This is a genomic window from Streptomyces sp. NPDC016469 (genome assembly GCF_040632905.1).
GTDB lineage: Bacteria > Actinomycetota > Actinomycetes > Streptomycetales > Streptomycetaceae > Streptomyces.
On record NZ_JBEYCQ010000001.1, the window covers coordinates 34,341 to 60,472 of the forward strand.

A 26,132-nucleotide genomic window follows, 5' to 3' on the forward strand; every position below is an offset into this window, starting at 1 on the left:
CAGGAGCGGGGTAGAGGGCCCGCTTTGTCCGTTCCGGCGGTTGGGATCAGATCGCTCAGCCCTGGAGGGTGGCAGCCTTGGAGGCCAGCGCCGACTTCTTGTTGGCGGCGGCGTTCTTGTGGATGACACCCTTCGAGACGGCCTTGTCCAGCTGACGGGACGCGGCGCGCACGGCGACGGTGGCCTTCTCGACGTCGCCGGCGGCGACGGCCTCGCGGGCCTTGCGGATCGCGGTCTTGAGCGACGACTTGACGGCCTTGTTGCGCAGGCGCGCCTTCTCGTTCGTCTTGTTCCGCTTGATCTGGGACTTGATGTTCGCCACGAAAGAGCCTTTTCAGGTTCGTTGGATCTTCGATGTGTGTCCGTGCGGCCCGAGAGCCACATGGCACAGCTGTCCACGGTAGCAGGAGCGGTCCGACCGGCCCAAACCGGTCGCCGCCCGGCAGGCGTGGGACGATGGAGGCTACGTACAGATCCGCCCCGACCCGAACCGACCCGAGACACGGCGTCCGGCGTCTCAAGAATCAGGACCCTGCGTGCCCGCGACTCCTCTCCACGTGCCCGAGCCGAGCCGTACCGACCCGGCGCTGATCCGCAACTTCTGCATCATCGCGCACATCGACCACGGCAAGTCGACCCTTGCCGACCGGATGCTCCAGCTCACCGGGGTGGTCGACCAGCGGCAGATGCGCGCTCAGTACCTCGACCGGATGGACATCGAGCGCGAGCGCGGCATCACCATCAAGTCCCAGGCCGTCCGGCTGCCCTGGGCGCCGACCACCGGTGAGGGCCAGGGCAGCACCCATGTCCTCAACATGATCGACACGCCGGGCCACGTCGACTTCACCTACGAGGTCTCCCGGTCACTGGCCGCCTGCGAGGGCACGATCCTGCTGGTCGACGCCGCGCAGGGCATCGAGGCCCAGACCCTGGCCAACCTGTACCTGGCGATGGAGAACGACCTCACCATCGTCCCGGTGCTCAACAAGATCGACCTGCCGGCCGCGCAGCCCGAGAAGTTCTCCGAGGAGCTGGCCCACCTCATCGGCTGCCAGCCGGAGGACGTGCTCAAGGTCTCCGCGAAGACCGGCATGGGCGTGGACGCGCTGCTCGACCGCGTCGTCCGCGACGTCCCGGCACCCGTCGGCAACGCCGACGCGCCCGCCCGCGCGATGATCTTCGACTCGGTCTACGACTCGTACCGGGGCGTCGTCACGTACGTCCGTGTCGTCGACGGCTCGCTGAACAAGCGCGAGCGGATCCGGATGATGTCGACCGGCGCCACGCACGAGCTGCTGGAGATCGGTGTCTCCTCGCCGGAGATGACGCCCTCCGACGGCATCGGCGTCGGCGAGGTCGGCTACATCATCACCGGCGTGAAGGACGTCCGGCAGTCCAAGGTCGGTGACACGATCACCTCGCTGAACAACGGGGCGACCGAGGCACTGGGCGGCTACAAGGACCCCAAGCCGATGGTGTTCTCCGGGCTCTACCCGCTGGACGGCTCGGACTACCCGGACCTGCGTGAGGCCCTGGACAAGCTCCAGCTCAACGACGCCGCCCTGGTGTACGAGCCGGAGACCTCCGCGGCGCTCGGCTTCGGCTTCCGTGTCGGCTTCCTCGGCCTGCTCCACCTGGACGTGGTCCGCGAGCGGCTGGAGCGCGAGTTCGGCCTGGATCTCATCGCCACCGCGCCCAACGTGGTCTACCGGGTCGAGATGGAGGACGGCAGCGAGCACGTCGTCACCAACCCGAGTGAATTTCCCGAGGGCAAGATCGACAAGGTGCACGAGCCGGTCGTCCGGGCCACGGTCCTGGCGCCCAGCGAGTTCATCGGCGCGATCATGGAGCTGTGCCAGCAGCGCCGCGGCACCCTGCTCGGCATGGACTACCTCTCCGAGGACCGGGTCGAGATCCGCTACACGCTGCCGCTCGCGGAGATCGTCTTCGACTTCTTCGACCAGTTGAAGTCCAAGACCCGTGGCTACGCCTCCCTCGACTACGAGCCCACCGGCGAGCAGTCGGCCCAGCTCGTCAAGGTCGACATCCTGCTGCACGGCGACAAGGTCGACGCGTTCTCCGCGGTCACGCACAAGGACAAGGCCTACGCGTACGGAGTGCGCCTCGTCGCCAAGCTGCAGAAGCTCATCCCCCGGCAGAACTTCGAGGTGCCGATCCAGGCGGCCATCGGCTCCCGGGTGATCGCCCGCGAGACCGTCCGAGCCATCCGCAAGGACGTCCTCGCCAAGTGCTACGGCGGCGACATCTCCCGTAAGCGCAAGCTGCTGGAGAAGCAGAAGGAAGGCAAGAAGCGGATGAAGATGGTCGGCAACGTGGAGGTGCCGCAGGACGCGTTCATCTCCGTGCTGTCGACCGACGAGTCCGCCGGGGAGGGCAAGGCCAAGAAGTAAGTCCCGGGCAGGGACGGCGGCCCCCGTATCGCAGCACGCTGCGATACGGGGGCCCGTTCGTTATCAAGCGGGGTCCGATTGCCCCTTACGCGGGGCGCGCGGGCGCTTTACCCTGATCACGACTTCTTAGTTACTCGCCAGTTAAGCAAGCGGGATCGCAGCACGTAGACGCAGACAGCAGCAAGCACCACCGCCGCAGGCCCGGAGGATGTCGTGAGCGACACACAGACCATGATCGATAACCGTCCGCCCTCCGTGGCGACCCTCTTCATCGACCGGGTGGCGGCCACCCCGGACGGGGAGGCGTACCGCTACCCCCTGCCCGCGGCCGGCGGCGAGGGCCCCGACGAGTGGAAGTCGCTCAGCTGGGCACAGGCCGCCGAGCGGGTGTACGCCGTGGCCGCCGGGCTGATCGCGCTCGGCGTGAACCCGGAGGAGCGCGTCGCCCTCGCCTCCTCCACCCGGGTCGAGTGGATCCTCGTCGACCTCGGCGTCATGTGCGCGGGCGCCGCGACCACCACGGTCTACCCCTCCACCAACGCCGAGGAGTCGGCGTTCATCCTCGCCGACTCCGAGAGCCGGGTCCTGATCGCCGAGGACGCCGCCCAGCTGGCCAAGGCCCGCGAGCGCCGCGCCGAGCTCCCGAACCTGGCCCATGTCGTGGTCATCGACGCGGAGGGCGCCGGCCCGGCCGAGGGCGATCCCGAAGGCTGGGTGCTCACCCTGGCCGAACTGGAGGCTCTGGGCGCCGAGCACCTGGCGAAGAACCCGGAGGCGGTCCGCGAGCGCGTCGACGCGATCACCTCCGGGCAGCTGGCGACCCTCATCTACACCTCGGGCACCACCGGCCGCCCCAAGGGCGTACGGCTGCCGCACGACAACTGGTCGTACATGGCCAAGGCCACCGTCTCCACCGGCCTGATCACCAAGGACGACGTCCAGTACCTCTGGCTGCCGCTCGCCCATGTCTTCGGCAAGGTCCTCACCTCGGGGCAGATCGAGGTCGGCCACGTCACCGCCGTCGACGGCCGCGTGGACAAGATCATCGAAAACCTGCCGGTCGTCCAGCCGACCTACATGGCCGCCGTGCCGCGCATCTTCGAGAAGGTCTACAACGGGGTCGCGGCCAAGGCGCGCGCCGGCGGCGCCGCCAAGTACAAGATCTTCCAGTGGGCGGCCGGCGTCGCCCGCGAGTACGCCAGGGTCTCCCAGGACAACTTCCGGCGCACCGGCAAGGCGTCCGTGCCCTTCGCGCTCGGCGCCAAGCACAAGGTCGCCGACGCCCTGGTCTTCGCCAAGATCCGCGAGGCGTTCGGCGGCCGGCTCCGCGCCTGCGTCTCCGGCTCCGCCGCCCTCGCGACCGACATCGGGCTCTTCTTCTCCGGCGCCGGCATCCACATCCTGGAGGGCTACGGCCTCACCGAGTCCAGCGCCGCGTCCTTCGTCAACCCGGGCGAGAGCTACCGCACCGGCACGGTCGGCAAGCCGCTGCCCGGCACCGAGGTGCGGATCGCCGACGACGGCGAAATCCTGCTGCGCGGCCCCGGCATCATGCAGGGCTACCAGGGGCTGCCGGACAAGACCGCCGAGGTGCTGGAGGCCGACGGCTGGTTCCACACCGGCGACATCGGCGAGCTCTCCGTGGACGGCTACCTCCGGATCACCGACCGCAAGAAGGACCTGATCAAGACCTCCGGCGGCAAGTACATCGCGCCCGCCGAGGTCGAGGGCCAGTTCAAGGCCGTGTGCCCATTCGTCTCCAACATCCTGGTGCACGGCGCGGACCGTAACTTCTGCACCGCGCTGATCGCCCTGGACGAGCCCACCATCCTCGGCTGGGCCGCCGAGAACGGCATGGCGGGCACGTCGTACGCGGACGTCGTGGCCTCCCCGAAGACCGTCGAGCTGATCGACGGCTACGTGAAGCGGCTCAACGAGGGCCTTCAGCGCTGGCAGACCATCAAGAAGTTCCGGCTGCTCCCGCGCGACCTCGACATCGAGCACGGCGAGGTCACCCCCAGCCTCAAGCTGAAGCGGCCGGTCGTCGAGCGCGCCTACAAGGACCTGATCGAGGAGATGTACGCCGGTTCCCGGGAGGCGTGACCCGCACCCCGCCCGGCGCCCGCTCCACCCCCGTACGCCCCCCGAAGGCCCCCCGCGCGCTCCGGCGCGGGGGGCCGGCGCGTTCTCGCCGCAACGTCTTCACCACCCACTTCGGTAACTCGGCGCGTATGTGAAGGGCCGATCTGTCACTCTGTCCGTGTCGTCAGCGGCGCACCACGGAGAAACAGGCAGAGCGAGAACAGGTCAGGAGCCGCCCTGTGGGGTCCATTCCCTTGCAGCGGGACATCGTGCAGCGTCCCGGAACCACCGCCGCCACAGGCACACAGCCGGTCGCCCGGACCAGCCTGCCCGGCAACCTCCTCGCGCCCGCCGCGGCCAGGCGGTTCGTCACCGCGGCGCTCGACGAGTGGACCGGGCTCGGGCTGCCCGCCGCGGTCGGGTTCAGCGAGCGGCTGTCCGACGACGCGGCGATGATCGTCAGCGAGCTGGTGACCAACGCCGTCGTCCACGCGGGCACCGCGGTCGAACTGCTCTTCCGGCTGGAGGAGGCCACCGAGGACGAGGAGTCCGCACTGGTCCTGGAGGTCTCCGACCACCACCCCGGCCGCACGGTCCGCGGCGACCACGCGCACAGCGCCGAGAACGTGGGCGAGCCCGCCGACTACGGGCGCGGCCTGGACATCGTCGCCGCCCTCGCCGAGCGGTGGGGCATCACCTACCGCACCGGTACGAAGACCGTCTGGGCCCGGCTTCCCGTGGACGACTGGAACCCGTTCCCCGAGGGGCGCGGCGAGACCGGGCTCGACCGCGGACTGCGCGCCGCCGAACTGCTCGCCCCCACCGCCCGGCGGACCGCCCGCGACGACGGGGACTGGGCCGGGCGCGGCGCGCTCTCCTTCCTCGCCGAGGCGTCCGACCTGCTGGCCGGGCAGCTGGACGAGGACATCGTGGCGGCCCTCGCCGGACAGTTACTCGTCCCCCGCCTCGCCGACTGGTGCGCCATCTGGCTGGAGCCCGAGAGCGGCGGCCCCGCGGCCGTCCCCCGCCTCGCCAAGGTCTGGCACGTGGACGAGGAGCGGATCGGACCGCTGCGCGCCCTGCTGGAAGGCGACCCGCTCCGGCTGCCCGAGCGCGTCGGCACCGGTGCCGTCTCCATGCCGTGGCCCGGCAGCGGGGAGGACGGCGAGCCGCCGGACGAGGAGGAGGGCGTCGCCTTCGCCTACCGGATCACCTCGGGCGGCCGCACCCTCGGAGCCGTACTCCTGGGCCGCGACTCCACCGACCGCCTCCCCGACGAGCTGACGGCCCTCATCGAGGACTTCGTGCGCCGGGTCGGCCTCGCCGTCGGCGCCGCCCGCGCCTACACCCGGCAGGCCACCATCAGCCGCATCCTCCAGCGCGGGCTGCTGCCCAGCAAGGTCGCCCGGATACCGGGGGTAGCCAGCTCCCTCGTCTACGAACCGAGCGACGACGGCGTCGTCGGCGGTGACTTCTACGACATCTTCCCGTGCCCCGGCGACCGCTGGTGCTTCGTCCTCGGCGACGTCCAGGGCAGCGGCCCCGAGGCCGCCGTCGTCACCGGCCTGGCCCGCCCCTGGCTGCGGCTGCTGGCCCGCGAGGGCTTCCAGACCGACGAGGTCCTGGTCCGGCTCAACCGGCTGCTCCTGGACGACGCCATGGAGGCCGCCGAGGCCGCCGCGCTCATGGTCGCCGCCGCCGGCGGGCAGCACTCCGCGGACAACGGCGGGCAGTCCCGCTTCCTGTCCCTGCTGTACGGGGAGCTGGTGCCGCTGCCCGGCGGCGGCGCCCGCTGCACCCTGGCCAGCGCCGGGCACCCGCTGCCGCTGCTGCTGCGCCCGGACGGCACCGTGCGGCCCGCCGCCGAACCGCAGCTGCTGCTCGGGCTGATGGACGACGCCGTCTACGAGACCCAGAGCTTCGACCTGGCGCCGGGCGACAGCCTGCTCTGCGTCACCGACGGGGTCACGGAGCGGCGCTCGGGCGGCCTGATGTTCGACGACGGGGACGGGCTGGCGAGGGCGCTGTCGGGGTGCGCGGGGCTGAGTGCGGAGGAGATCGCGGAGCGCATCAAACACGCCGTGCACGACTTCGCCGAGCGTCCGCCGGACGACGACCTGGCGCTGCTGGTGCTCCAGGCCGAGTAGCGCCTGTCCGGGGCGTGGCGACCGTTTCCCGGGCGGCGCGCGACAATGGGCGGTATGCCTTCCGTACTGCCCGATGGTGAACCCGTGCCCGACGACGGGGCGCTGCCCCGCCACGCCCTGGAAGGCGCAGCCGGCCGCCCGCTCGGCTTCTACCTGCATGTGCCGTACTGCGCGACCCGCTGCGGCTACTGCGACTTCAACACCTACACCGCCACCGAGCTGCGCGGCTCCGGCGGCGCGCTCGCCTCACGCGACAACTACGCCGCCCATCTGATCGGCGAGGTCCGCCAGGCCCGCAAGGTCCTCGGCGACGACCCGCGCCCGGTCCGCACGGTCTTCGTCGGCGGCGGCACGCCGACCCTGCTGGCCGCGGCCGACCTGGTCCGGATGCTGGCGGCGGTCCGCGAGGAGTTCGGGCTCGCCGACGACGCCGAGATCACCACCGAGGCCAACCCGGAGTCCGTCGGCCCCGCCTACCTGGCCGAGCTGCGCGAGGGCGGCTTCAACCGGATCTCCTTCGGCATGCAGAGCGCCCGGCAGCACGTCCTGAAGATCCTCGACCGCACCCACACCCCGGGCCGGCCCGAGGCGTGTGTGGCCGAGGCGCGGGCGGCCGGGTTCGAGCACATCAACCTGGACCTGATCTACGGCACCCCCGGCGAGTCCGACGACGACTGGCGCGCGTCCCTGGACGCGGCGATCGGCGCCGGGCCCGACCACGTGTCCGCGTACGCGCTGATCGTGGAGGAGGGCACCGGCCTCGCCCGCCGCATCAAGCGCGGTGAGGTGCCGATGACCGACGACGACGCGCACGCCGACCGCTACCTCATCGCGGACGAGGCGATGGCCGCCGCCGGCTACTCCTGGTACGAGGTGTCGAACTGGGCCCGTACGCCCGAGGGCCGCTGCCTGCACAACGAGCTGTACTGGCGGGGGGCCGACTGGTGGGGCGCCGGGCCGGGGGCGCACAGCCACGTCGGGGGCGTGCGCTGGTGGAACGTGAAGCACCCGGGGGCGTACGCGCAGGCGCTCGCCGAGGGGCGTTCGCCGGGGGCCGGGCGCGAGATCCTGTCCGCCGAGGACCGCCGGGTCGAGCGCATCCTGCTGGAACTGCGGCTCGTGGACGGCTGCCCGCTCTCCCTGCTGGCCCCCGCCGGCCTCGCGGCGGCCCGCCGGGCGGTGGCCGACGGCCTCCTGGAACCGGCGCCGTTCGAGGACGGGCGGGCCGTGCTGACGCTGCGCGGGCGGCTGCTGGCCGACGCGGTGGTACGCGACCTGGTCGACTGAGCGGGGCGCGGCCTCGGGGGCGTACGCCCCCCAAGGCCTACGCCCCCGAGCCCGCGCCCCCTGCACAGACCGAGGCTTACGCCCCCGAGCCCGCCCCGCTCACCTCAGCGGGCATCCCGCCGGGGCCAGAGCCCGTGCCCCCGCCGCCCGGCCGCAGATGATCCGGGCATGGCTCCGGCCGTCCGGGTAGGTGATCTGCACGACGTCCAGACCGTGGCCCGCCTGGGCCTCGTACGGGATGAAGCCGCGGAAGGTGATCGTCCCCGTGGGCATCGTCCGCAGGTTCACCGCGTACAGGTTCGCCCAGGTCTCCGCCGCGCTGTTCACCGTGTCGCCGTGGCTCGCCGCGTCGTACAGCGCGGCCGTGGCGCTGTACGACATCACCGACTGGCCGCTCGCGAAGAGCGGGTCCTCGTACGGTTTCGACGCCGGCAGGCGGGGAAGCGTCACGCCCTCGGGCAGCAGCTTCCCCAGGGCCCGGTACGACTCCTCGTAGAAGCCGTCGGCGCGGCCGCGGCTCATCGGCGCGAGGGCCGTGTGGTAGAGCGTGACGTTCTTCGTGGTGTCCGTGCTCGCGTCCAGCCGGGCCTTGGTCAGGTCGTCGCCCGTGAAGACGGTGATGGGGCGGCGCGAACAGCTGTGGGTGAGCCGGCTCATCAGGTTGGCGACGTCCTCGACCCGCCCCGCGAAGTACAGCGCGTCCGGCGCCGGGTCCGCCGCGCAGATCCGCTGCACCGGCCGGTCCAGGTCGGCGCTGCTGCGGCGGCCGAGGCTGTACTCCACCGGATCCGACAGCTCGAAGCCCGACTCCTTCAGCATCGCGCTGCCCACCTTGCGCTGCTCCACCGTGTAGCGGTCCTTGTCGTTGTTGCCGAGCTTGCGGGACAGGACCAGGGCCCGGGGCCTGCGCTTGCCGGGCGCCCCGGCCGCCACCTGTTTCGCGACGAGGCCGAGGGCGTCCGCCTGCTCCTGGTCGGTGGCGGCCAGGCCGAAGTAGTTGGAGTAGTCCGTCGCCAGATAGCCCCCGGAGTTGGTGGTGTCCACCACGGGCAGGCCCGCCTGCTGAAGGAGCGCGGTGGCCTCCGGGCTGTCGGTGGTGTCGCGGCCGAGCCCGACCACGCCGACGACCGAGGGGTCCCTTTCGGCCACCTCGATGATCTTCTTCACCGCCGGTATCTGCTGGAGCATGTCCTGCCCGCCGTTGGCGGTCAGCACCCGCAGCTTGACGGAGAAGTCCAGCGTGTTGGTGTGGTGCTGGTAGAGGTAGACGCCGGTCAGCTCCTCCAGGGCCTTGCGGGTGCGCTCCGGGGACGGGGCGGTGAACGGACCCGCGTAGATCAGCGTCACGTACTTGTCGCCCTGCTCGATCGAGGCGTTCTCCTCGGCCACCGCCCGCTCGATCCGGTCGAAGGTGACCCCCGCTCCGGCCCCGTCCAGCTCCAGGCCGTTGCCCTCCGCGAAGCGCACCCGGGTGGTCGTCGCCACGCCGATGCACTCCTTGTCGCCGCCGCCCGGACCGGCCAGCCGCACCGAGTCCGTGTCGACGTCCGTGAGCGGCCCGTGGCAGTAACGGCCCGCCAGGTGGTTGCTCAGCAGCATCGTCCCCAGCAGCGCGCCGGCCACCAGACAGGCGACCGTCGTGCGCGACATCACCCACCACACCCACGTCCTGCGCACCCGCTCCGTGGACAGCTGCGCGTCCGCGTGCTCGTGGGTCAGCTGAGCCGTCGACAACGGCAGCAGCAGCACCCAGGCGGGCGTGGCCGTCCCCGAGGGCGACTGGCCCAGGCTGAGACGGCCCACCCAGTCCTCGTACCGGGCTCGCGCCGCGCCCGTGTGAGCGGGCGGCGGGTCGGGCGGCAGCGGCGGGGTGTGCCGCAGGATCTCGGCCGCCGGCAGGGAGGCCAGGAGCAGCAGCGGATCGACCTCGCTGCGCCGGGAGCGGACGTTGTTGATCGCGTTGATCAGCTGGACGCCGCCGTTGCTCTGGACGGCCCTCGGCAGGAAGACCACCGGCGGCACGGTCCGCTTGCCGCGCCGCCAGTCCGGCGCGTGCGGCCGGTAGTTGTTGCGCAGGTCCTCCAGCAGCGCCTGGACCCTCAGCTCCAGGTGGAACTGGCGGGACCGCTCGTCGCCCGCCGCCGCGTCGGCCACCCGCCCCGCGACCACCGCCGCCCGCGCCCGGATCACCCGCCACGAACCGCTCGGCGAGAACCGGGACCAGCCGTCCGACGGATAGCCGGTACTGGCGGCGGCCAGCGACGAGGTGGTCGCGAACCACTTGCTGGCCCGGCGCAGCCAGAGCAGCGGCGGCGCCGACGTCGACAGCAGCCGGATCACCGCGAGCCCGAGGACCGCCCCCACGGCCACCAGCGCGGTCGGCAGCCAGCCGATCTCGCCGAGCAGCACACCCAGGACCGCGATGACCACGGCCCCCACGAACGTCTCCGGCCGCACCGACTCACGGAACGCGGTCCACCAGGTGCCCCGGCCGCGCCGCCCGGCGCGCCAGCGCAGCGCGCTCAGCTCCTCCAGGATCCGCTCGTCGCGCTGGTCCCGGGAGGAGCCCGGGACCGGGTCCCGCAGCACGGCCTCGGTGGCCTGCTCGATGGCGCCGAGCAGCCGGGAACGGGGGAAGGCGAACGGCTTGTACTGCGATCCGCCCCGGGTCTCCCACGGCTTCTCGGTCAGCGTGCGGACCATGTCGAGCGCCGCGTCGTACGGGGTGTCACCGCGCCCGTCGAGCAGTCTCAGGGGGACGCGGCGCGGCTGGTTCGCCCGGTGGATCTGGCGCACGATCTGCTCGACCCGGGCGTCCACGGCGGCCGGCACGTCGGCGTCGGCGGCCTGGAGGACCACCAGCGGCAGCACGGGCCGGTTGTCGCGGTAGCGGTCGATGAGCTGCTGCACGAAGTGGAAGACGGCGGAGGCCGCCTCGTTCGCCGCACTGTCCCGCCAAACCTCGCGTGCCATCGCCCCCGTGCCTTCCCTCGCGAAAAGAGCCTGGCCCCACTCAATAACCGATGATGTGTGCGAGGCGCAGGCATTCGTCCGGATCGGTGCCGGATCGACGGGAAGACCCGCCGGACATCAGTCCGGAAGAGTGACGAAATCGATCAATTCCTCGACCCGGCCCAGGAGCTCCGGCTGAAGGTCCCGATAGGAGCGGACCGAGGACAGGATGCGCTGCCAGGCCGCGCCGGTGTTCTCCGGCCAGCCCAGCGCACGGCACACGCCCGTTTTCCAGTCCTGCCCGCGCGGCACCACCGGCCACCCGGCGATCCCCACCGACGCGGGCTTCACGGCCTCCCACACGTCGATGTACGGGTGCCCGACCACCAGCACGTCGCCGTCCGACACCTGGGCCGCGATCCGGGACTCCTTGGAACCGGGCACCAGATGGTCGACCAGCACGCCGAGGCGGGCGTCCGGCGCGGGCGCGAACTCCCGCACGATCGCCGGCAGGTCGTCGATGCCCTCCAGGTACTCGACGACCACGCCCTCGATGCGGAGGTCGTCGCCCCAGACCCGCTCGACCAGCTCCGCGTCGTGCCGCCCCTCCACGTAGATCCGCCCGGCCCGCGCCACCCGCGCCCGCGCCCCGGGCACCGCCACCGAACCGGAGGCCGTACGCGTGGGCCGCACCGGGCCCCCGGCCGACGGGCGCACCAGCGTGACGACCCGGCCCTCCAACAGGAAGCCGCGCGGTGCCATCGGGAAGACCCGGTGCTTGCCGAACCGGTCCTCCAGGGTCACCGTCGGCCCCTCGGCGGTCTTCTCGCACCGGATGACCGCGCCGCAGAAACCGGTGACCGCCTCCTCCACGACCAGATCGGTCTCGGCGGGCACCTCCGGGGCGGGGGCGGACTTCTTCCACGGCGGGGTCAGATCGGGCTGGTAGCTGCGCATCGCACGACGATAAGCGGGGAAGACCCGCGACACGCCGAACCGGGCGGCCCTCCGGCCCTCCGCCTTCCCCTCCCAGGACGCGGCCGAACCTCCGCCGCCCCTACGACACGCCGAACCGCCCCGCCAGCGCCTCCCGCTGGGCCCGGACGAACGCCGCGTCCACCACCGCCCCGTGCCCCGGTACGTACAGCGCGTCCTCGCCGCCCAGCTCCAGCAGCCGGTCGAGCGCCGCCGGCCAGCGCGCCGGGCGGGCGTCCGGGCCCGCCTGGGGTTCGCCGGACTCCTCGACCAGGTCGCCGCAGTACACCAGCGCGGGGGAGCCCGGGACCAGCACCGCGAGGTCGTGGCCGCTGTGCGCCGCGCCCACGTTCACCAGGACCGCCTCCCGGCCGCCGCCGAGGTCCACCGTCAGCTCCCCGCGCACCTCGTGGCCCGGGGCCACCAGCACATCGGCGGACCCGGCCGCGTCCGCCTCGGGCAGGCCCTGGGCCACTGCGTCCGCGTACAGCTCGTCCGCCCCGCGCCGCAGCAGCTCCGCCATGCCCTCGGAGCCGTACACCCGTGCCCCGGCGAACGCGGCCGTGCCCAGCACATGGTCGAAATGGGGGTGACTGAGTGCGATGTGCGTCACCCTCCGGCCGAGCAGCGCCTCCACCTGGGTGCGCAGTTCCGCTCCCTCGCGCAGTGACGAACCGGTGTCACAGAGCAGTGCCCCGTCCCGGCCGGCCACCAGCAGGGCCGTCGCGTCCCAGACCGGAAGGCGCCGCCGGCCCGTTCCGTGACCCAGCCGCTCCCATCCGAAGTCTTCCCAAGAGGCATCCATGCGGCGACGCTATCGGCAGCGACCTGGGCACCGTCGCCGGTCGCCCTTGCTAGGGCACCACCCCGTCGCCGTACACTGGCCGGGATCGCTGGCACTCGTACGCACCGAGTGCCAGGAGGAATCCCGGGAACGGCCCGGGAAGCACCGACGTGGACAGCTGGAGGTGTGCGCGATGCTCAGCGAACGCAGACTCGAAGTGCTGCGCGCGATCGTCCAGGACTACGTCGGGACCGAGGAGCCCGTCGGCTCGAAGGCGCTCACCGAGCGGCACAAGCTGGGGGTCTCCCCGGCGACCGTCCGCAACGACATGGCGGTGCTGGAGGAGGAGGGCTTCATCGCCCAGCCCCACACCAGCGCCGGGCGCATCCCGACGGACAAGGGCTACCGGCTCTTCGTGGACAAGCTGGCGGGCGTCAAGCCCCTCTCGTCGCCGGAGCGCCGCGCCATCCAGAACTTCCTCGACGGCGCGGTCGACCTGGACGACGTCGTGGGCCGTACCGTACGGCTGCTCGCGCAGCTGACCCGGCAGGTCGCCGTCGTGCAGTACCCCTCGCTGACCCGTTCGACGGTGCGGCATGTGGAACTGCTGTCCCTGGCCCCGGCGCGGCTGATGCTCGTGCTGATCACGGACACCGGCCGGGTCGAACAGCGGCTGGTGGACTGCCCGGCGCCGTTCGGCGAGACCTCCCTCGCCGATCTGCGGGCCCGGCTCAACAGCCGGGTGGTGGGGCGCCGGTTCGCGGACGTCCCGCAGCTGGTGCAGGACCTGCCGGAATCCTTCGAGAGCGAGGACCGGGGAACCGTGTCCACCGTCCTCTCGATCCTGCTCGAAACCCTCGTCGAGGAGACGGAGGAGCGGCTGATGATCGGCGGCACCTCCAATCTCACCCGCTTCGGACACGACTTCCCGGTGATGATCCGGCCGGTGCTGGAGGCACTGGAGGAGCAGGTCGTGCTGCTGAAGCTGCTCGGCGAGGCCAAGGACTCGGGCATGACCGTACGCATCGGGCACGAGAACGCCCACGAGGGGCTCAACTCCACGTCCGTCGTCGCGGTCGGCTACGGTTCGGGCGACGAGGCAGTCGCCAAACTCGGCGTGGTCGGACCGACCCGCATGGACTACCCCGGAACGATGGGAGCGGTACGCGCAGTGGCACGTTACGTCGGACAGATCCTGGCGGAGTCGTAAGTGGCCACGGACTACTACGCCGTACTCGGCGTGCGCCGCGACGCTTCCCAGGACGAGATCAAGAAGGCATTCCGGAGACTCGCCCGCGAGCTGCACCCGGACGTCAACCCCGATCCGAAGACCCAGGAGCGGTTCAAGGAGATCAACGCCGCTTACGAGGTCCTGTCGGACGCGCAGAAGAAGCAGGTCTACGACCTCGGCGGCGACCCGCTCTCGCAGTCCGGCGGCGCCGGCGCGGGCGGCTTCGGCCAGGGCGGCTTCGGCAACTTCTCCGACATCATGGACGCGTTCTTCGGTACGTCGTCGCAGCGCGGGCCCCGCTCGCGCACCCGGCGCGGCCAGGACGCCATGATCCGGCTGGAGATCGACCTCTCCGAGGCTGCCTTCGGCACCACCAAGGACATCCAGGTCGACACCGCCGTCGTCTGCACCACGTGCAGCGGCGAGGGCGCGGCCCCCGGCACCTCGGCGCAGACCTGCGACATGTGCCGCGGCCGCGGTGAGGTCTCCCAGGTCACCCGGTCCTTCCTCGGCCAGGTCATGACCTCGCGGCCCTGCCCGCAGTGCCAGGGCTTCGGCACGGTCGTGCCGACCCCGTGCCCGGAGTGCGCCGGCGACGGCCGCATCCGCTCGCGGCGCACGCTGACCGTGAAGATCCCCGCCGGTGTCGACAACGGCACCCGCATCCAGCTCGCGGGCGAGGGCGAGGTCGGCCCCGGCGGCGGTCCCGCCGGCGACCTCTACGTCGAGATCCACGAGCTGCCGCACGCGGTGTTCCAGCGCCGCGGGGACGACCTGCACTGCACGGTCACCATCCCCATGACGGCGGCGGCCCTCGGCACCAAGGTGCCGCTGGAGACGCTGGACGGCCTGGAGGAGGTCGACATCCGGCCGGGCACCCAGTCCGGCCAGTCCGTCCCGCTGCACGGGCGCGGCATCACCCACCTGCGGGGCGGGGGACGCGGCGACCTCATCGTGCACGTCGAGGTGACCACTCCGATGAAGCTGGACCCCGAGCAGGAACGCCTCCTGCGCGAACTGGCCAAGCTGCGCGGCGAGGAGCGGCCCACCGGCCAGTTCCAGCCCGGCCAGCAGGGCCTGTTCTCCCGCCTGAAGGACGCCTTCAACGGCCGCTGACGGCTTTGCGCGCACACGGTACGGGCCCGGGCTCCGGGCCCGTACCGACGCGCTGCGGCCGGGCCGGACGCTGTCGCGGGGCGGGCATCACGGGACAGGAAGGACATGACACGATGCGGTCATGCCCTCCGCGCTGACCGCTCTCCTCCGGTATCCCCTCGTGCAGGCCCCCATGGCCGGCGGTCCTTCCTGCCCGCAGCTCGCCGCCGCCGTGTCCGAGGCCGGCGGGCTCGGTTTCCTGGCCGCCGGCTACAAGACGGCGGACGCCCTGCGCGACGAGATCCAGCAGGTGCGCGCCCTGACCGGGCAGCCCTTCGGCGTCAACCTCTTCATGCCGCAGTGCGAACCGGCCGACCCCGCCGCGCTGGAGGACTACCGTCGCCGGCTCGCGGGCGAGGCCACCGGTTACGAGACCGAGCTCGGCGACCCGGACCTCCCCGGCGACGACGGCTACGAGGACAAGCTCGCCGTCCTCCTCGACGCCCCGGTCCCGGTCGTCTCCTTCACCTTCGGCTGCCCCTCGCGGGACACGCTCGACGCGTTCGCGGCCGCCGGTACGTACACCGTCGTCACGGTCACCTCGCCGGAGGAGGCCCAGGCCGCCGAGTGGGCCGGGGCCGACGCCGTCTGCGCCCAGGGCACCGAGGCGGGCGGGCACCGCTCCACGTTCCACGACGACCCGGCGACCGAGGACGGCGGGACCGGACTGCTGAGCCTGGTCGGCCAGGTCCGCGAGACCGTGCAGATACCGGTCGTCGCCGCCGGCGGCCTGATGCGCGGCGCCCAGATCGCCGCCGTCCTCGCGGCGGGCGCCGACGCCGCCCAGCTCGGCACCGCCTTCCTGGCCTGCCCGGAGTCCGGGGCCCACGTCCTGCACAAACAGGCCCTGATCAACCCGCTGTTCGTCCGGACCACCCTGACCAGGGCGTTCTCCGGGCGCCCGGCACGCGGCCTGGTCAACCGCTTCGTGCGCGAGCACGGCCCGTACGCCCCCGCCGCCTACCCCCAGGTCCACCACATGACTTCCGTGCTGCGCAAGGCCGCCGCCCGCGTCGGGGACGCCCAGGGCATGGCGCTGTGGGCCGGGCAGGGGCACCGGATGGCCCGCGAACTGCCCGCCGGCCGGCTGGTCCGGCTGCTCGCCGACGAACTGGACGCCGCACGGACGGCAGTGAGCACAAGGAGCACACAGTGACGGCACCCGTCTTCGTCGTCGGACACCTGCCGGACGCCCCCGAGTTCGTCCTCGACGGGCCCGAGGGACGCCACGCCGTCTCCGTGAAGCGGCTGCGCACCGGCGAGGAGGTCGTCCTCACGGACGGCCGCGGCCGGTGGGCCCAGGGCCTCGTGCGCGCCGCCGAGGGCAAGGACCGGCTGGTCGTCGGCGACCTGGACCCGGTCCACGAGGAGCCGCGCCCCGCGCTGCGGATCACCGTCGTCCAGGCCCTGCCCAAGGGGGACCGGGGCGAGGTCGCCGTGGAGACGATGACCGAGACCGGCGTCGACGCGGTCGTCCCGTGGCAGGCGGCGCGCTGCATCACCCAGTGGAAGGGCGACCGCGGACTCAAGTCCCTGGCCAAATGGCGCGCCACGGCCCGGGAGGCCGGCAAGCAGTCGCGCCGGGTGCTGTTCCCGGACGTGGCGGACCTGGCCACCACCAAGCAGGTCGCCGGCCTCCTCGCCGCGGCGGACTTCGCGGCCGTCCTGCACGAGGACCGCGACTACGCGAGCGAACCGCTGGCCACCGTCGCCCTGCCCGACGAGGGCGAGATCGTGCTCGTCGTCGGCCCCGAGGGCGGTGTGTCCCCGGACGAACTGGCCGCGTTCGCCGCCGCCGGCGCCCGCGCCTGCCGCCTCGGCCCCACGGTCCTGCGCACCTCGACGGCGGGCACCGCGGCGACGGCGCTGCTCCTGGGACGCACGGGGCGCTGGTCGTAAAGCCGTCCCCGATGGGGTGGTTGTGCCCGGAAGCGGTCTACCGCGCCGTCACATGCGGTGGGAAGCTGCCCGTATGGGGACATCAAGGGCAGGGGGCCGTCGTGCGGCCCGTCGTTTTCCGGCCGCGCTCTGCCTCGCCGCGGCCGCCGTCGCCGGGCTCACCGCCTGCGAACCGGGCGACACCACCGGCGCGTTGAACACCGCGTCCGTCGCCTTCACCACGGACCGGACCGCCACCCGCGCCCTGGAGCACGAAGGCGTCCGGGTGCGCTGGCTGACCTGCACCGCCTCGCTCGACGGGGACGGTGCCACCCGCTCGGCCGCGCCCTCCGCCGCGCGCCGGACGGCCGAGGTCCACTGCGACGGCAAGACGAGGTCCGGCGGGGACATCGCGCTGGACGGACAGGTGACGTACGCGGTCGAAGGCCGGTGCGTACGCGGCGACATGACCGCGAAGAGCGGAGGCCGCGCCGTCTTCCGGGCCACGCTGCTCGGCGACTGCACCGCCCCGGCCACGACCGCGCCGCCCGCCGGACCCCCGGGCCGGGGCAACGGCCCGACGGCCACCGTGACGGTGACGGTCACCGCGTATCCCGGCAAGTGAACGGACCTCCGGCGTCCGGCCTGCGACGTACTCCGGCCAACCCCGTGCCACCCGGCACACCCTCGGCCTAGGGTGATCGTGTGACACAGCCTTCCTACCTCAGGTACCCCCATGTCCAAGGTGATCTGATCGCCTTCACCGCAGAGGACGACGTCTGGCTCGCCCCACTCGACGGCGGCCGGGCGTGGCGGGTCAGCGCAGACAACCGTCCCGTCACCCAGCCGCGCATATCTCCCGACGGCACCCTCGTCGCCTGGACGTCCACCCGCGACGGGGCTCCCGAGGTGCACCTCGCCCCCGCCGACGGCGGGCCCTCCCGGCGGCTCACCCACTGGGGCGACGCCCGCACCACCGTGCGCGGCTGGACCCCCGAAGGCGACGTACTGGTCACCAGCACCCAGGGCCAGGTCTCGCTGCGCCGCACCTGGGCCCGGGCCGTCCCGGTCGACGGCGGTCCCGCGCGGACCCTCCCGTACGGCCCCGTCGGCTCCCTCGCGTACGGGCCCGGCGGGCGCGTCCTGCTGCTCTCCGCCACCATGGGGCGCGAGGCCGCCTCCTGGAAGCGCTACCGGGGTGGCACGGCCGGCAAGCTCTGGATCGCGTCCGAGGACGACCCGCTCGCATTCGCCCGGGTCCACCAGGACCTCGACGGCAACATCGAGTGCCCGATGTGGGTGGGGGAGCGCCTCGCGTTCCTCTCCGACCACGAGGGCACCGGCGCCCTCTACTCCTCGCTGCCCGACGGCTCGGACCTGCGCCGGCACACCCCCGTCGGCGGGTTCTACGCCCGGCAGGCCACCACCGACGGCACCCGGGTCGCCTACGCCTCGGCCGGTGAACTGTGGCTCCTGGACAGCCTGGAGAGCGACGAGCCCCGCCGCGTCGAGGTCCGGCTCGGCGGCCAGCGCGCCGACCTCCAGCCCTACCCGCTGCACGCCGACAGCCACCTGACCAGCGCGTCGCCCGACCGCACCGGCCGGGGCAGCGCGGTCCTGTCGCGGGGCGCCGTCCACTGGGTGACCCACCGCGAGGGCCCCGCCCGCGCGCTGGCCGCCGAGCCCGGCGTACGGGCCAGGCTGCCGCGCACCTTCCAGGCCGACGGCGACCAGCACGTCGTCTGGGTCACCGACGCCGAGGGCGACGACGCACTGGAGATCGCCCCCGCCACCGGCACCGCCCCCGGCGCCGCGCCCCGCCGCCTCGCGGCCGGCCGGCTGGGCCGCGTCCTGGATCTCGCCCCCGCCCCCGACGGCAGCCGGTTCGCGGTCGCCGCCCACGACGGGCGGGTGCTGATCGTCGAGCGGGAGAGCGGCGAGATCCACGAGGTGGACCGCAGCGAGAACGGCGACGCCTCCGGCCTCGCCTGGTCGCCCGACTCCGCCTGGCTCGCCTGGTCGCACCCCGGCCCCGAGCCGCTCAGCCAGCTCAAGCTCGCCCACATCGCCGACCTCTCGGTCTCCGAGGCGACGCCCCTGCGGTTCCGGGACTTCGCGCCCGCCTTCACCGCCGACGGAAAGCACCTGGCCTTCCTCTCCGAGCGCGCCTTCGACCCCATCTACGACGCCCACGTCTTCGACATGGCGTTCATCGGCTCCTGCCGGCCGCACCTGCTCACCCTCGCGGCGACCACGCCTTCCCCGTTCGGACCGCAGCTGCACGGCCGGCCCACGGAGAAGGAGAAGGGCGGCGACGGCGAGGACAACCCCACCGCGCTCCCCATCACCCGCATCGACCTGGACGGCCTCGCCGACCGGATCGTGCCCCTTCCCGTCGAGGCCGCCGTCTACTCCTCGCTGCGCACCGCGCGCGACGGGCTGCTCTGGCTGCGCCACCCGCTCACCGGCGTCCTCGGCACCAGCGGGGCCGGCCCGGACGCCCGCCGCCCGGACACCGTCCTGGAGCGGTACGACCTGGAGAAGCTGCGCTGCGAGGAGCTGTCCTCGGACGTCAGCCGTTTCGCCGTCAGCGGTGACGGGAAGCGGCTGGCGATCGTCAGCCACGGCAAGCTGTCCGTCGTCCCCTCCGACAGCCGTGTGCCCGCGGGCGACGACGACCACGACGACGCCGTGACCGTCGACCTCTCCCGCATCCGCCGCACCCTCGACCCGGCCGCCGAGTGGCGCCAGATGTACGACGAGGCCGGGCGCGTCATGCGGGACAACTTCTGGCGCCCCGACATGGGCGGCGTCGACTGGGACGGGGTCCTCGACCGCTACCGGCCGGTCCTGGAGCGCGTCGCGACCCACGACGACCTCATGGACCTGCTCTGGGAGGTCCAGGGCGAGCTGGGCACCTCGCACGCCTACGTCACCCCGCCCGGCGGCTGGCGCGACGACGCGGCCCGGCAGGGGCTGCTCGGGGCGGACCTCTCGCGCGCGGAGGACGGCAGCTGGCGCATCGACCGCGTGCTGCCCTCCGAGACCTCGGACCCGGCCGCCCGCTCGCCGCTCGCCGCTCCGGGCGTCGCGGTCCGGGCCGGTGACGCGGTCCTGGCCGTCGACGGGCACCCGGTCGACCCGCTCACCGGGCCCGCGCCGCTGCTCACCGGCGCGGCCGGCAAGCCGGTCGAGCTGACCGTCGCGCCTGCCGACGGGGGCGACCGGCGCCACGTCGTCGTCGTGCCCGTCGCCGACGAGGAGGCCCTGCGCTACCACGCGTGGGTCGCCGACCGGCGGGCGTACGTGCACGAGCGGTCCGGGGGGCGCCTCGGCTACCTCCACGTCCCCGACATGGTCGGCGGCGGATGGGCCCAGATCCACCGCGACCTGCGCACCGAGATGGCGCGTGAGGGCCTGGTCGTGGACGTCCGGGAGAACCGGGGCGGCCACACCTCGCAGCTCGTCGTGGAGAAGCTGGCCCGCCGCATCGTCGGCTGGGACCTGGCGCGCGGCATGCGCCCCACCAGCTACCCGGGCGACGCACCGCGCGGGCCGGTGGTGGCCGTGGCGAACGAGTTCTCCGGGTCGGACGGCGACATCGTGAACGCGGCGATCAAGGCGCTCAAGATCGGGCCGGTGGTCGGGGTCCGGACGTGGGGAGGCGTGGTCGGCATCGACAGCCGGTACCGGCTGGTCGACGGGACGCTGGTCACGCAGCCGAAGTACGCGTTCTGGCTGGAGGGGTACGGGTGGGGCGTCGAGAACCACGGCGTGGACCCGGACGTGGAGGTCGTGATGACGCCGCGGGATCACGCCGAGGGGCGTGACCCCCAGCTCGACGAGGCGGTGCGGATCGCACTGGAGTCGTTGGAGCGGGTGCCGGCGAAGGTGGCGCCGGAGCTGCCGGGGCTCCCGGAGTGAGCTGAGCGGGGTGGGGGCGGGTGTGCCTGCGGCGGGCCTGTTCCCCACCCCGCCCCTTCCCGAACCCGGGGCTCCGCCCCGGACCCCGCGCCCCAAACGCCGGCGGGGCTGACACCTGAGCCCCTCCGGCGATTGAGGAGCGGGGGTACGGGGGCAGCGCCCCCGGATAAGCTGGGCGGCAACGGATCACCCGAGGCCCAAGGAGCGCGTAAGCGAATGGCAGGAGAACCGCAGCCCGACTGTCTGTTCTGCAAGATCGTCTCGGGGGAGATCCCGGCCACCATCGTCCGCGAGACCGACACCACCGTCGCGTTCCGCGACATCAACCCCCAGGCCCCCACCCACGTACTCGTCATCCCGCGCCTGCACCACCCGGACGCCGCATCCCTCGGTGCCGCCGAACCGCAGGTGCTCGCCGACGTGCTGTGCGAGGCCGGCAACGTCGCCGCCGACGAGAAGATCGACCGGACCGGGTACCGGGTCGTGTTCAACACCGGTGCCGGCGCAGGCCAGACCGTCTTCCACGCGCACGCCCATGTCCTCGGCGGCCGGGGCCTGGAATGGCCGCCCGGATAATGTCCGCCCGTGAACTCGTCGTGCTCGGGACCGCCAGCCAGGTCCCGACGCGGCACCGGAACCACAACGGCTACCTGCTGCGCTGGGACGGCGAGGGCATCCTCTTCGACCCCGGCGAGGGCACCCAGCGCCAGATGCTGCGGGCCGGGGTCGCCGCGCACGACATCAACCGGATCTGCGTCACGCACTTCCACGGCGACCACTCGCTGGGCCTGGCCGGGGTGATCCAGCGGATCAACCTCGACCAGGTCCCGCACCCGGTGACCGCCCACTACCCGGCGAGCGGGCAGCGCTTCTTCGACCGGCTGCGGTACGCGACCGCCTACCGCGAGACGGTGGAGCTGACCGAGGCCCCGGTCGCCGCCGACGGACCGCTGGCCACCACCGCCGCGTACACCCTCGACAGCCACCGGCTCTCGCACCCCGTCGAGTCGTACGGCTACCGGCTCACCGAGCCCGACGGGCGGCGGATGCTGCCCGCGAAGCTCGCCGAGCACGGCATCGCGGGGCCGGACGTCGGACGCCTCCAGCGCGAGGGCGCCCTCGGCGGGGTCACGCTCGCCGACGTGTCCGAGCACAGGCGCGGACAGCGGTTCGCGTTCATCATGGACACCAGGCTCTGCGACGGCGTCCACGCCCTCGCCGAGGGCTGCGACATGCTGGTCATCGAGTCGACGTTCCTCGACGCGGACCGGGAGCTGGCCGCCGACCACGGCCACCTGACCGCCTCCCAGGCGGCCCGGGTCGCCCGGGAGTCGGACGTACGGCACCTCGTCCTGACGCACTTCTCGCAGCGCTATCCGGAACCGGAGGCGTTCGAGGCCGAAGCCAGGGCGGCCGGTTACCAGGGCGAGCTGACCGTCGCCCAGGACCTGATGCGCGTACCGGTCCCCAGCCGTCACGCGTAGCACCACGCACCACCCCCACACGATTGAGATCACCGTGCACCTCCCCAAAGCCGAACTCCACCTCCACATCGAGGGGACCCTCGAACCGGAACTGGCCTTCGCGCTCGCCGCGCGCAACGGCGTGACCCTGCCCCACGCGGACACCGAGGCCCTGCGGACCGCGTACCTCTTCGAGGACCTGCAGAGCTTCCTGGACCTCTACTACGCGCTGATGGCCGTGCTGCGGACCGAGGACGACTTCGCGGAACTCGCCGACGCCTACCTCACCCGGGCCGCCGCCCAGGGCGTCCGCCACGCCGAGATCTTCTTCGACCCGCAGGCCCACACCGCGCGCGGCGTGCCCATCGGCACCGTGATCGAGGGCCTGGGGCGGGCGCTGGAGCGCAGCGAAGAGAAGCACGGCATCTCCACCCAGCTGATCATGTGCTTCCTGCGCGACCAGTCCGCCGAATCGGCCCTGGAGACCCTGGAGGCGGCCCGCCCTCACCTGCACCGGATCAGCGCCGTCGGCCTGGACTCCGCCGAGGTCGGCCACCCGCCCGTGAAGTTCCGCGAGGTGTACGAACGGGCCGGGGAGCTCGGCCTGCGCAAGGTCGCCCACGCGGGCGAGGAGGGACCGCCCTCGTACATCCGCGAGGCGCTCGACGTGCTGGGCGTGGAGCGGATCGACCACGGGCTGCGCTGCATGGAGGACCCGGACCTCGTGCGGCGGCTGGTCGCGGAGCGCGTACCGCTCACGCTGTGCCCGCTGTCCAACGTACGGCTGCGCGCGGTCGACACCCTGGAGGAGCACCCGCTGCCCGCGATGCTGGAGGCCGGGCTGCTCTGCACGGTCAACTCCGACGACCCCGCCTACTTCGGCGGGTACGTCGGAGACACCTTCCACGCCGTCCACGAAGCGCTCGGCCTGGACCGCGAGCAGCTGCGCACCCTGGCCCGCAACTCCTTCCGGGCGGCCTTCCTCGACCACGACGAGGAGCGCAGGGCGCGCTACCTGTCCGAGGTCGAGGCGTACGCGTTCGACTGACCGCCCTCCGGGCCGGCCGTCCGGAACGCGTTCCTGCCGAGGCGCCTGCGGCGCAGGGCCGGGATGCTGATCTCCGTGACGGCCTGCTCGGGCGCACCCACCTTGGGCACCGCGCCGGGCACCGCACCCGTGGTGACCGCCAGCAGGGCCGCCGGCGCACCGCCCCGGCGGCGTACCGAACCCGGCACCAGCGGACGACCGCCGACGTGCAGGGCGACGGCCGTCACCGGCAGCGCGACCAGCAGGGTCGCCGCGCCCAGGACCAGTCCCATCCCCGGGAACCCGGCCTCCTCCGACAGCACACTGCCGAGCACCGGTCCGCAGGCGACGCCCACGGACGACGCGGAGCCGGCGAGGACCGCCCAGCGGCCGCGTACGTCGAGGGAGGCGGCCAGGCCGATCAGATACGACAGCACCACCGGGTAGACGGTGTTCCACAGGATCTCGCCGGTCGCGAAGGAGCCGAGGCTCCCGGCGGACGAGCTGAGCACGATGCTCCCCGCGATCACGGCGGTGCCGACCCCGATCGGGACCGCGCGCCCCAGCTTCGAGCCCAGCACCCCGGCGCCCATCACGCCGAGCAGCCCGGCACCGAGCGCGGCGGCGAACACGGCGCCGATCGTCACCTCGGACAGCCCGACCTGGTCCACGCCGATCCGGCTGCTGACGCCCCACAGCGCGTTCTGCGCCATCGACCAGACGAGCATGCCGCCCGCGAGGACCAGTCCGGAGCGGCGGTGCGGCAGCCGGCCCGCCGAGGGCACGGACGGCCCGGACGCGGCCGAGCCGCCGAGCCGGGAGGTGGCCGGCCAGACCAGGAGCGCGACCAGGGCGATCGAGGCGAACGGCAGCCGGTGGCCGCCGCCCAGGTGCGGGACCGTCAGGTACAGGGCGCCCGCGGTCGCCGAGACGCTCAGCAGGCCCAGGGACGAGGTGCGGTGCGGGTCGCTCTGGGCGGCGATGCCCGCCGCCGCGACGGCGGTCGCCGTACCGGAACCGAAACCGCCGACCACCGCGCCCGCGATCACCAGCGGCACGGTGCCGGCCAGCGCCGCGCAGCCGTACCCCACCACGCACAGGATCAGTCCCACGCGGGCCGGTCTGCACGGCCCGTACGCCTCCACGCGTCCCGCCAGGGAGAAGCCGGCGGAGGCGGAGCTGAGCAGCAGCGCACTGCCGACGAGCCCGGCCTGGGCCGTGCTGAGGCCCAGATAGACGGAGAGCCGTCCCACGATGGTGGGGAGGAGATAGGCGGCGAGGTAACCGGCGGTGAACACGGCGACCAGGGGCCACGCGGCGCGAGGGCGCGAGGACATGGGCGTTCCTGAGGACATGCCGAGAAGCGGCAGAAGGGAGGGGGGAAATACGAGAAATCGGCGCTTCCGTCGGGTACGTCTCCAACGGTGCTCGCGGGCCAATTTGTATCAAGTGCTCCCGGCCCACCGAAAGCCGGTCTTCTGTGATCTGGGCCACTTTTGTGTTTACGCGCTTCGCTGATGGGTAATCGCGCATGTTTACGCAGGTCAGCGACCGTGAACACACGCGCGGCGCGCACTCGTCCATCACCGTCGCGTATCGGGCACACTGGCCGCAACCGCCACGACCGGGGAGTGCAAGGTGAGCGCTGACATTCCGCAGATCGACCCGCTGGACGGGCTGCGCGCCCCGCAGGACCCCGACTGCGACGTCTTCCTCACCGGCACGGTCTTCCTGGACATCATCTTCACCGGCCTGGACAGCGCCCCCGTGCGGGGCACCGAGTCCTGGGCGCGCGGCATGGGCTCCAGCCCCGGCGGCGTCGCCAACATGGCCACCGCGCTGGCCCGCCTCGGCCTGCACACCTCCCTGGCCGCCGCCTTCGGCGACGACCACTACGGCGAGTACTGCTGGGACGCGCTCGAACAGGGGGAGGGCATCGACCTCTCCCGGTCGCACACGGTCCGCGGCTGGCACTCCCCGGTGACCGTCTCCATGGCGTACGAGGGCGAGCGGACGATGGTCTCGCACGGCCACGAGGCCCCGTCCCACCCCACCACCGCCTCGCCCGAGGCCCCCGCCTTCCCCCGCTGCCCGCCCAGGGCCCGGGCCGCCGTCACCTCGCTGGAGCCCGGCCGCACCGAACCCTGGGTCGCCGAGGCCGCCCGCCGGGGGGCCCTGATCTTCGGGGACGTCGGCTGGGACGAGACCGGGCGCTGGGACCTGGACGCCCTGAGCGGCCTGGAGCACTGCCACGCCTTCCTCCCCAACGCCGAGGAGGCGATGCGCTACACCCGCACCGACTGCCCCCGGGCCGCCGCGCACGCCCTCGCCGAACGCGTACCGCTCGCCGTCGTCACCCTGGGCTCCGACGGTGCCTACGCGGTCGACGCCGCCACCGGCACGGCCGCCGAGGTCCCGGCCATCGAGGTCGAGGCCCTGGACCCGACCGGCGCCGGCGATGTCTTCGTGGCCGGCTTCGTCACCGGCACCCTGGCCGGCTGGCCCCTCGCCGACCGCCTCGCGTTCGCCGGGCTGACCGCGGCCCTCTCCGTCCAGGAGTTCGGCGGCTCGCTCTCGGCCCCCGGCTGGGCGGAGATCGCCGCCTGGTGGCAACAGGTGCGCACCTGCGCCGGACAGGACCCGGCCGCGCTGCGGCGCTACGCCTTCCTGGACGACCTGCTGCCGGCCGCCGCCCGGCCCTGGCCGCTGCGCCGGGCCCTGCCCACGATCGGTTTCCGCGCGTAACCTGCCCGGCCCCGTACCGCCCGGTAAAACCTCTGGTGTTGTCGGTGCGGAGTCGTAGGCTTGAGGGACAC

The 26,132-nt window shown here is 73.0% G+C and carries 19 protein-coding genes; 14 read left to right on the plus strand and 5 right to left on the minus strand.

The genetic code is table 11. From position 1 onward, the window contains the following. Positions 1-55: 55 nt before the first annotated feature. Positions 56-322, minus strand: coding sequence for a 30S ribosomal protein S20 (gene rpsT / locus ABZ565_RS00170; protein ID WP_018103239.1), 267 nt, complete (start codon positions 320-322; stop codon positions 56-58). Positions 323-536: 214 nt separating this feature from the next. Here rpsT and lepA point away from each other — a divergent pair, with 214 nt between their 5' ends. The 4 genes from lepA (at position 537) to hemW (ending at position 7,927) form a co-directional block, all read left to right on the plus strand. After that, positions 537-2,411 (plus strand): translation elongation factor 4, encoded by a 1,875-nt coding sequence (lepA, locus tag ABZ565_RS00175; RefSeq protein WP_026242679.1) that lies wholly within the window; start codon positions 537-539, stop codon positions 2,409-2,411. A 213-nt stretch (positions 2,412-2,624) separates the two neighbouring features. Next, complete coding sequence (locus ABZ565_RS00180) at positions 2,625-4,514, plus strand: long-chain fatty acid--CoA ligase (protein WP_361018346.1); 1,890 nt, start codon at positions 2,625-2,627, stop codon at positions 4,512-4,514. A gap of 233 nt (positions 4,515-4,747) precedes the next feature. Further along, positions 4,748-6,640, plus strand: coding sequence for an ATP-binding SpoIIE family protein phosphatase (locus tag ABZ565_RS00185; RefSeq protein WP_361019237.1), 1,893 nt, complete (start codon positions 4,748-4,750; stop codon positions 6,638-6,640). A 45-nt stretch (positions 6,641-6,685) separates the two neighbouring features. Continuing rightward, positions 6,686-7,927 carry a radical SAM family heme chaperone HemW gene (hemW, locus tag ABZ565_RS00190; RefSeq protein ID WP_361018348.1) on the plus strand — a complete coding sequence of 414 codons (1,242 nt, stop codon included), beginning with the start codon at positions 6,686-6,688 and terminating at the stop codon, positions 7,925-7,927. 99 nt (positions 7,928-8,026) lie between these two features. Here hemW and ABZ565_RS00195 read toward each other — a convergent pair whose 3' ends face one another. The 3 genes from ABZ565_RS00195 to ABZ565_RS00205 form a co-directional block, all read right to left on the minus strand. Beyond that, positions 8,027-10,900, minus strand: coding sequence for a hypothetical protein (locus ABZ565_RS00195; RefSeq protein ID WP_361018351.1), 2,874 nt, complete (start codon positions 10,898-10,900; stop codon positions 8,027-8,029). Between the two features lie 117 nt (positions 10,901-11,017). After that, the gene (locus tag ABZ565_RS00200; protein ID WP_361018354.1) at positions 11,018-11,836 is read right to left on the minus strand and encodes a DUF3097 domain-containing protein; all 819 of its coding nucleotides are present in this window, start codon (positions 11,834-11,836) and stop codon (positions 11,018-11,020) included. Positions 11,837-11,936: 100 nt separating this feature from the next. Beyond that, on the minus strand, positions 11,937-12,659 hold the full coding sequence (locus ABZ565_RS00205; RefSeq protein ID WP_361018355.1) for an MBL fold metallo-hydrolase: 723 nt from the start codon (positions 12,657-12,659) through the stop codon (positions 11,937-11,939). A gap of 172 nt (positions 12,660-12,831) precedes the next feature. Here ABZ565_RS00205 and hrcA point away from each other — a divergent pair, with 172 nt between their 5' ends. The 9 genes from hrcA to ABZ565_RS00250 all read left to right on the plus strand — a co-directional run bounded on the left by hrcA (position 12,832) and on the right by ABZ565_RS00250 (position 23,337). Beyond that, positions 12,832-13,848 (plus strand): heat-inducible transcriptional repressor HrcA, encoded by a 1,017-nt coding sequence (gene hrcA, locus ABZ565_RS00210; RefSeq protein WP_018103247.1) that lies wholly within the window; start codon positions 12,832-12,834, stop codon positions 13,846-13,848. After that, complete coding sequence (gene dnaJ, locus ABZ565_RS00215) at positions 13,849-14,985, plus strand: molecular chaperone DnaJ (RefSeq protein WP_361018358.1); 1,137 nt, start codon at positions 13,849-13,851, stop codon at positions 14,983-14,985. It abuts the gene before it with no gap. Between the two features lie 121 nt (positions 14,986-15,106). Then, positions 15,107-16,180 carry a nitronate monooxygenase gene (locus ABZ565_RS00220; RefSeq protein WP_361018361.1) on the plus strand — a complete coding sequence of 358 codons (1,074 nt, stop codon included), beginning with the start codon at positions 15,107-15,109 and terminating at the stop codon, positions 16,178-16,180. Then, entirely contained in the window at positions 16,177-16,923 is a 747-nt protein-coding gene (locus ABZ565_RS00225) for a 16S rRNA (uracil(1498)-N(3))-methyltransferase (protein ID WP_361018364.1), read from the plus strand. Before ABZ565_RS00220 ends, ABZ565_RS00225 begins: the two co-directional genes overlap by 4 nt. Positions 16,924-16,996: 73 nt before the next feature. Further along, positions 16,997-17,527, plus strand: coding sequence for a hypothetical protein (locus tag ABZ565_RS00230; RefSeq protein ID WP_361018366.1), 531 nt, complete (start codon positions 16,997-16,999; stop codon positions 17,525-17,527). Positions 17,528-17,607: 80 nt separating this feature from the next. After that, the gene (locus tag ABZ565_RS00235; RefSeq protein WP_361018369.1) at positions 17,608-20,826 is read left to right on the plus strand and encodes a PDZ domain-containing protein; all 3,219 of its coding nucleotides are present in this window, start codon (positions 17,608-17,610) and stop codon (positions 20,824-20,826) included. A 216-nt stretch (positions 20,827-21,042) separates the two neighbouring features. After that, a complete protein-coding gene (locus ABZ565_RS00240) occupies positions 21,043-21,402 on the plus strand; it encodes a histidine triad nucleotide-binding protein (protein WP_361018372.1) in 360 nt (119 codons plus the stop codon). Then, the gene (locus tag ABZ565_RS00245) at positions 21,402-22,310 is read left to right on the plus strand and encodes a ribonuclease Z (protein ID WP_361019240.1); all 909 of its coding nucleotides are present in this window, start codon (positions 21,402-21,404) and stop codon (positions 22,308-22,310) included. The genes ABZ565_RS00240 and ABZ565_RS00245 overlap by 1 nt, the downstream gene beginning before the upstream one ends. Before the next feature lie 34 nt (positions 22,311-22,344). Then, a complete protein-coding gene (locus ABZ565_RS00250) occupies positions 22,345-23,337 on the plus strand; it encodes an adenosine deaminase (RefSeq protein ID WP_361018375.1) in 993 nt (330 codons plus the stop codon). Here ABZ565_RS00250 and ABZ565_RS00255 read toward each other — a convergent pair. Next, positions 23,301-24,653, minus strand: a complete 1,353-nt coding sequence (locus ABZ565_RS00255; protein ID WP_361018378.1) for an MFS transporter — start codon at positions 24,651-24,653, stop codon at positions 23,301-23,303. The genes ABZ565_RS00250 and ABZ565_RS00255 overlap by 37 nt on opposite strands. 301 nt (positions 24,654-24,954) lie before the next feature. On the opposite strand from ABZ565_RS00255, the gene ABZ565_RS00260 reads away from it, so the two are divergent. Then, positions 24,955-26,061: a PfkB family carbohydrate kinase gene (locus tag ABZ565_RS00260; protein WP_361018381.1), complete on the plus strand. Its 1,107-nt coding sequence runs from the start codon at positions 24,955-24,957 to the stop codon at positions 26,059-26,061. Positions 26,062-26,132: the final 71 nt, after the last annotated feature.

Excerpts from the sequence above, each read along its gene's own strand:
- ABZ565_RS00230 (WP_361018366.1), top strand. The coding sequence starts at position 16,997 with ATGGGGACATCAAGGGCAGGGGGCCGTCGTGCGGCCCGTCGTTTTCCG.
- hemW (WP_361018348.1), top strand. The coding sequence starts at position 6,686 with ATGGGCGGTATGCCTTCCGTACTGCCCGATGGTGAACCCGTGCCCGAC.
- ABZ565_RS00240 (WP_361018372.1), top strand. The coding sequence starts at position 21,043 with ATGGCAGGAGAACCGCAGCCCGACTGTCTGTTCTGCAAGATCGTCTCG.
- ABZ565_RS00220 (WP_361018361.1), top strand. The coding sequence starts at position 15,107 with ATGCCCTCCGCGCTGACCGCTCTCCTCCGGTATCCCCTCGTGCAGGCC.
- ABZ565_RS00255 (WP_361018378.1), bottom strand. The coding sequence starts at position 24,653 with ATGTCCTCGCGCCCTCGCGCCGCGTGGCCCCTGGTCGCCGTGTTCACC.
- ABZ565_RS00245 (WP_361019240.1), top strand. The coding sequence starts at position 21,402 with ATGTCCGCCCGTGAACTCGTCGTGCTCGGGACCGCCAGCCAGGTCCCG.
- ABZ565_RS00205 (WP_361018355.1), bottom strand. The coding sequence starts at position 12,659 with ATGGATGCCTCTTGGGAAGACTTCGGATGGGAGCGGCTGGGTCACGGA.
- hrcA (WP_018103247.1), top strand. The coding sequence starts at position 12,832 with ATGCTCAGCGAACGCAGACTCGAAGTGCTGCGCGCGATCGTCCAGGAC.
- ABZ565_RS00200 (WP_361018354.1), bottom strand. The coding sequence starts at position 11,836 with ATGCGCAGCTACCAGCCCGATCTGACCCCGCCGTGGAAGAAGTCCGCC.
- ABZ565_RS00195 (WP_361018351.1), bottom strand. The coding sequence starts at position 10,900 with ATGGCACGCGAGGTTTGGCGGGACAGTGCGGCGAACGAGGCGGCCTCC.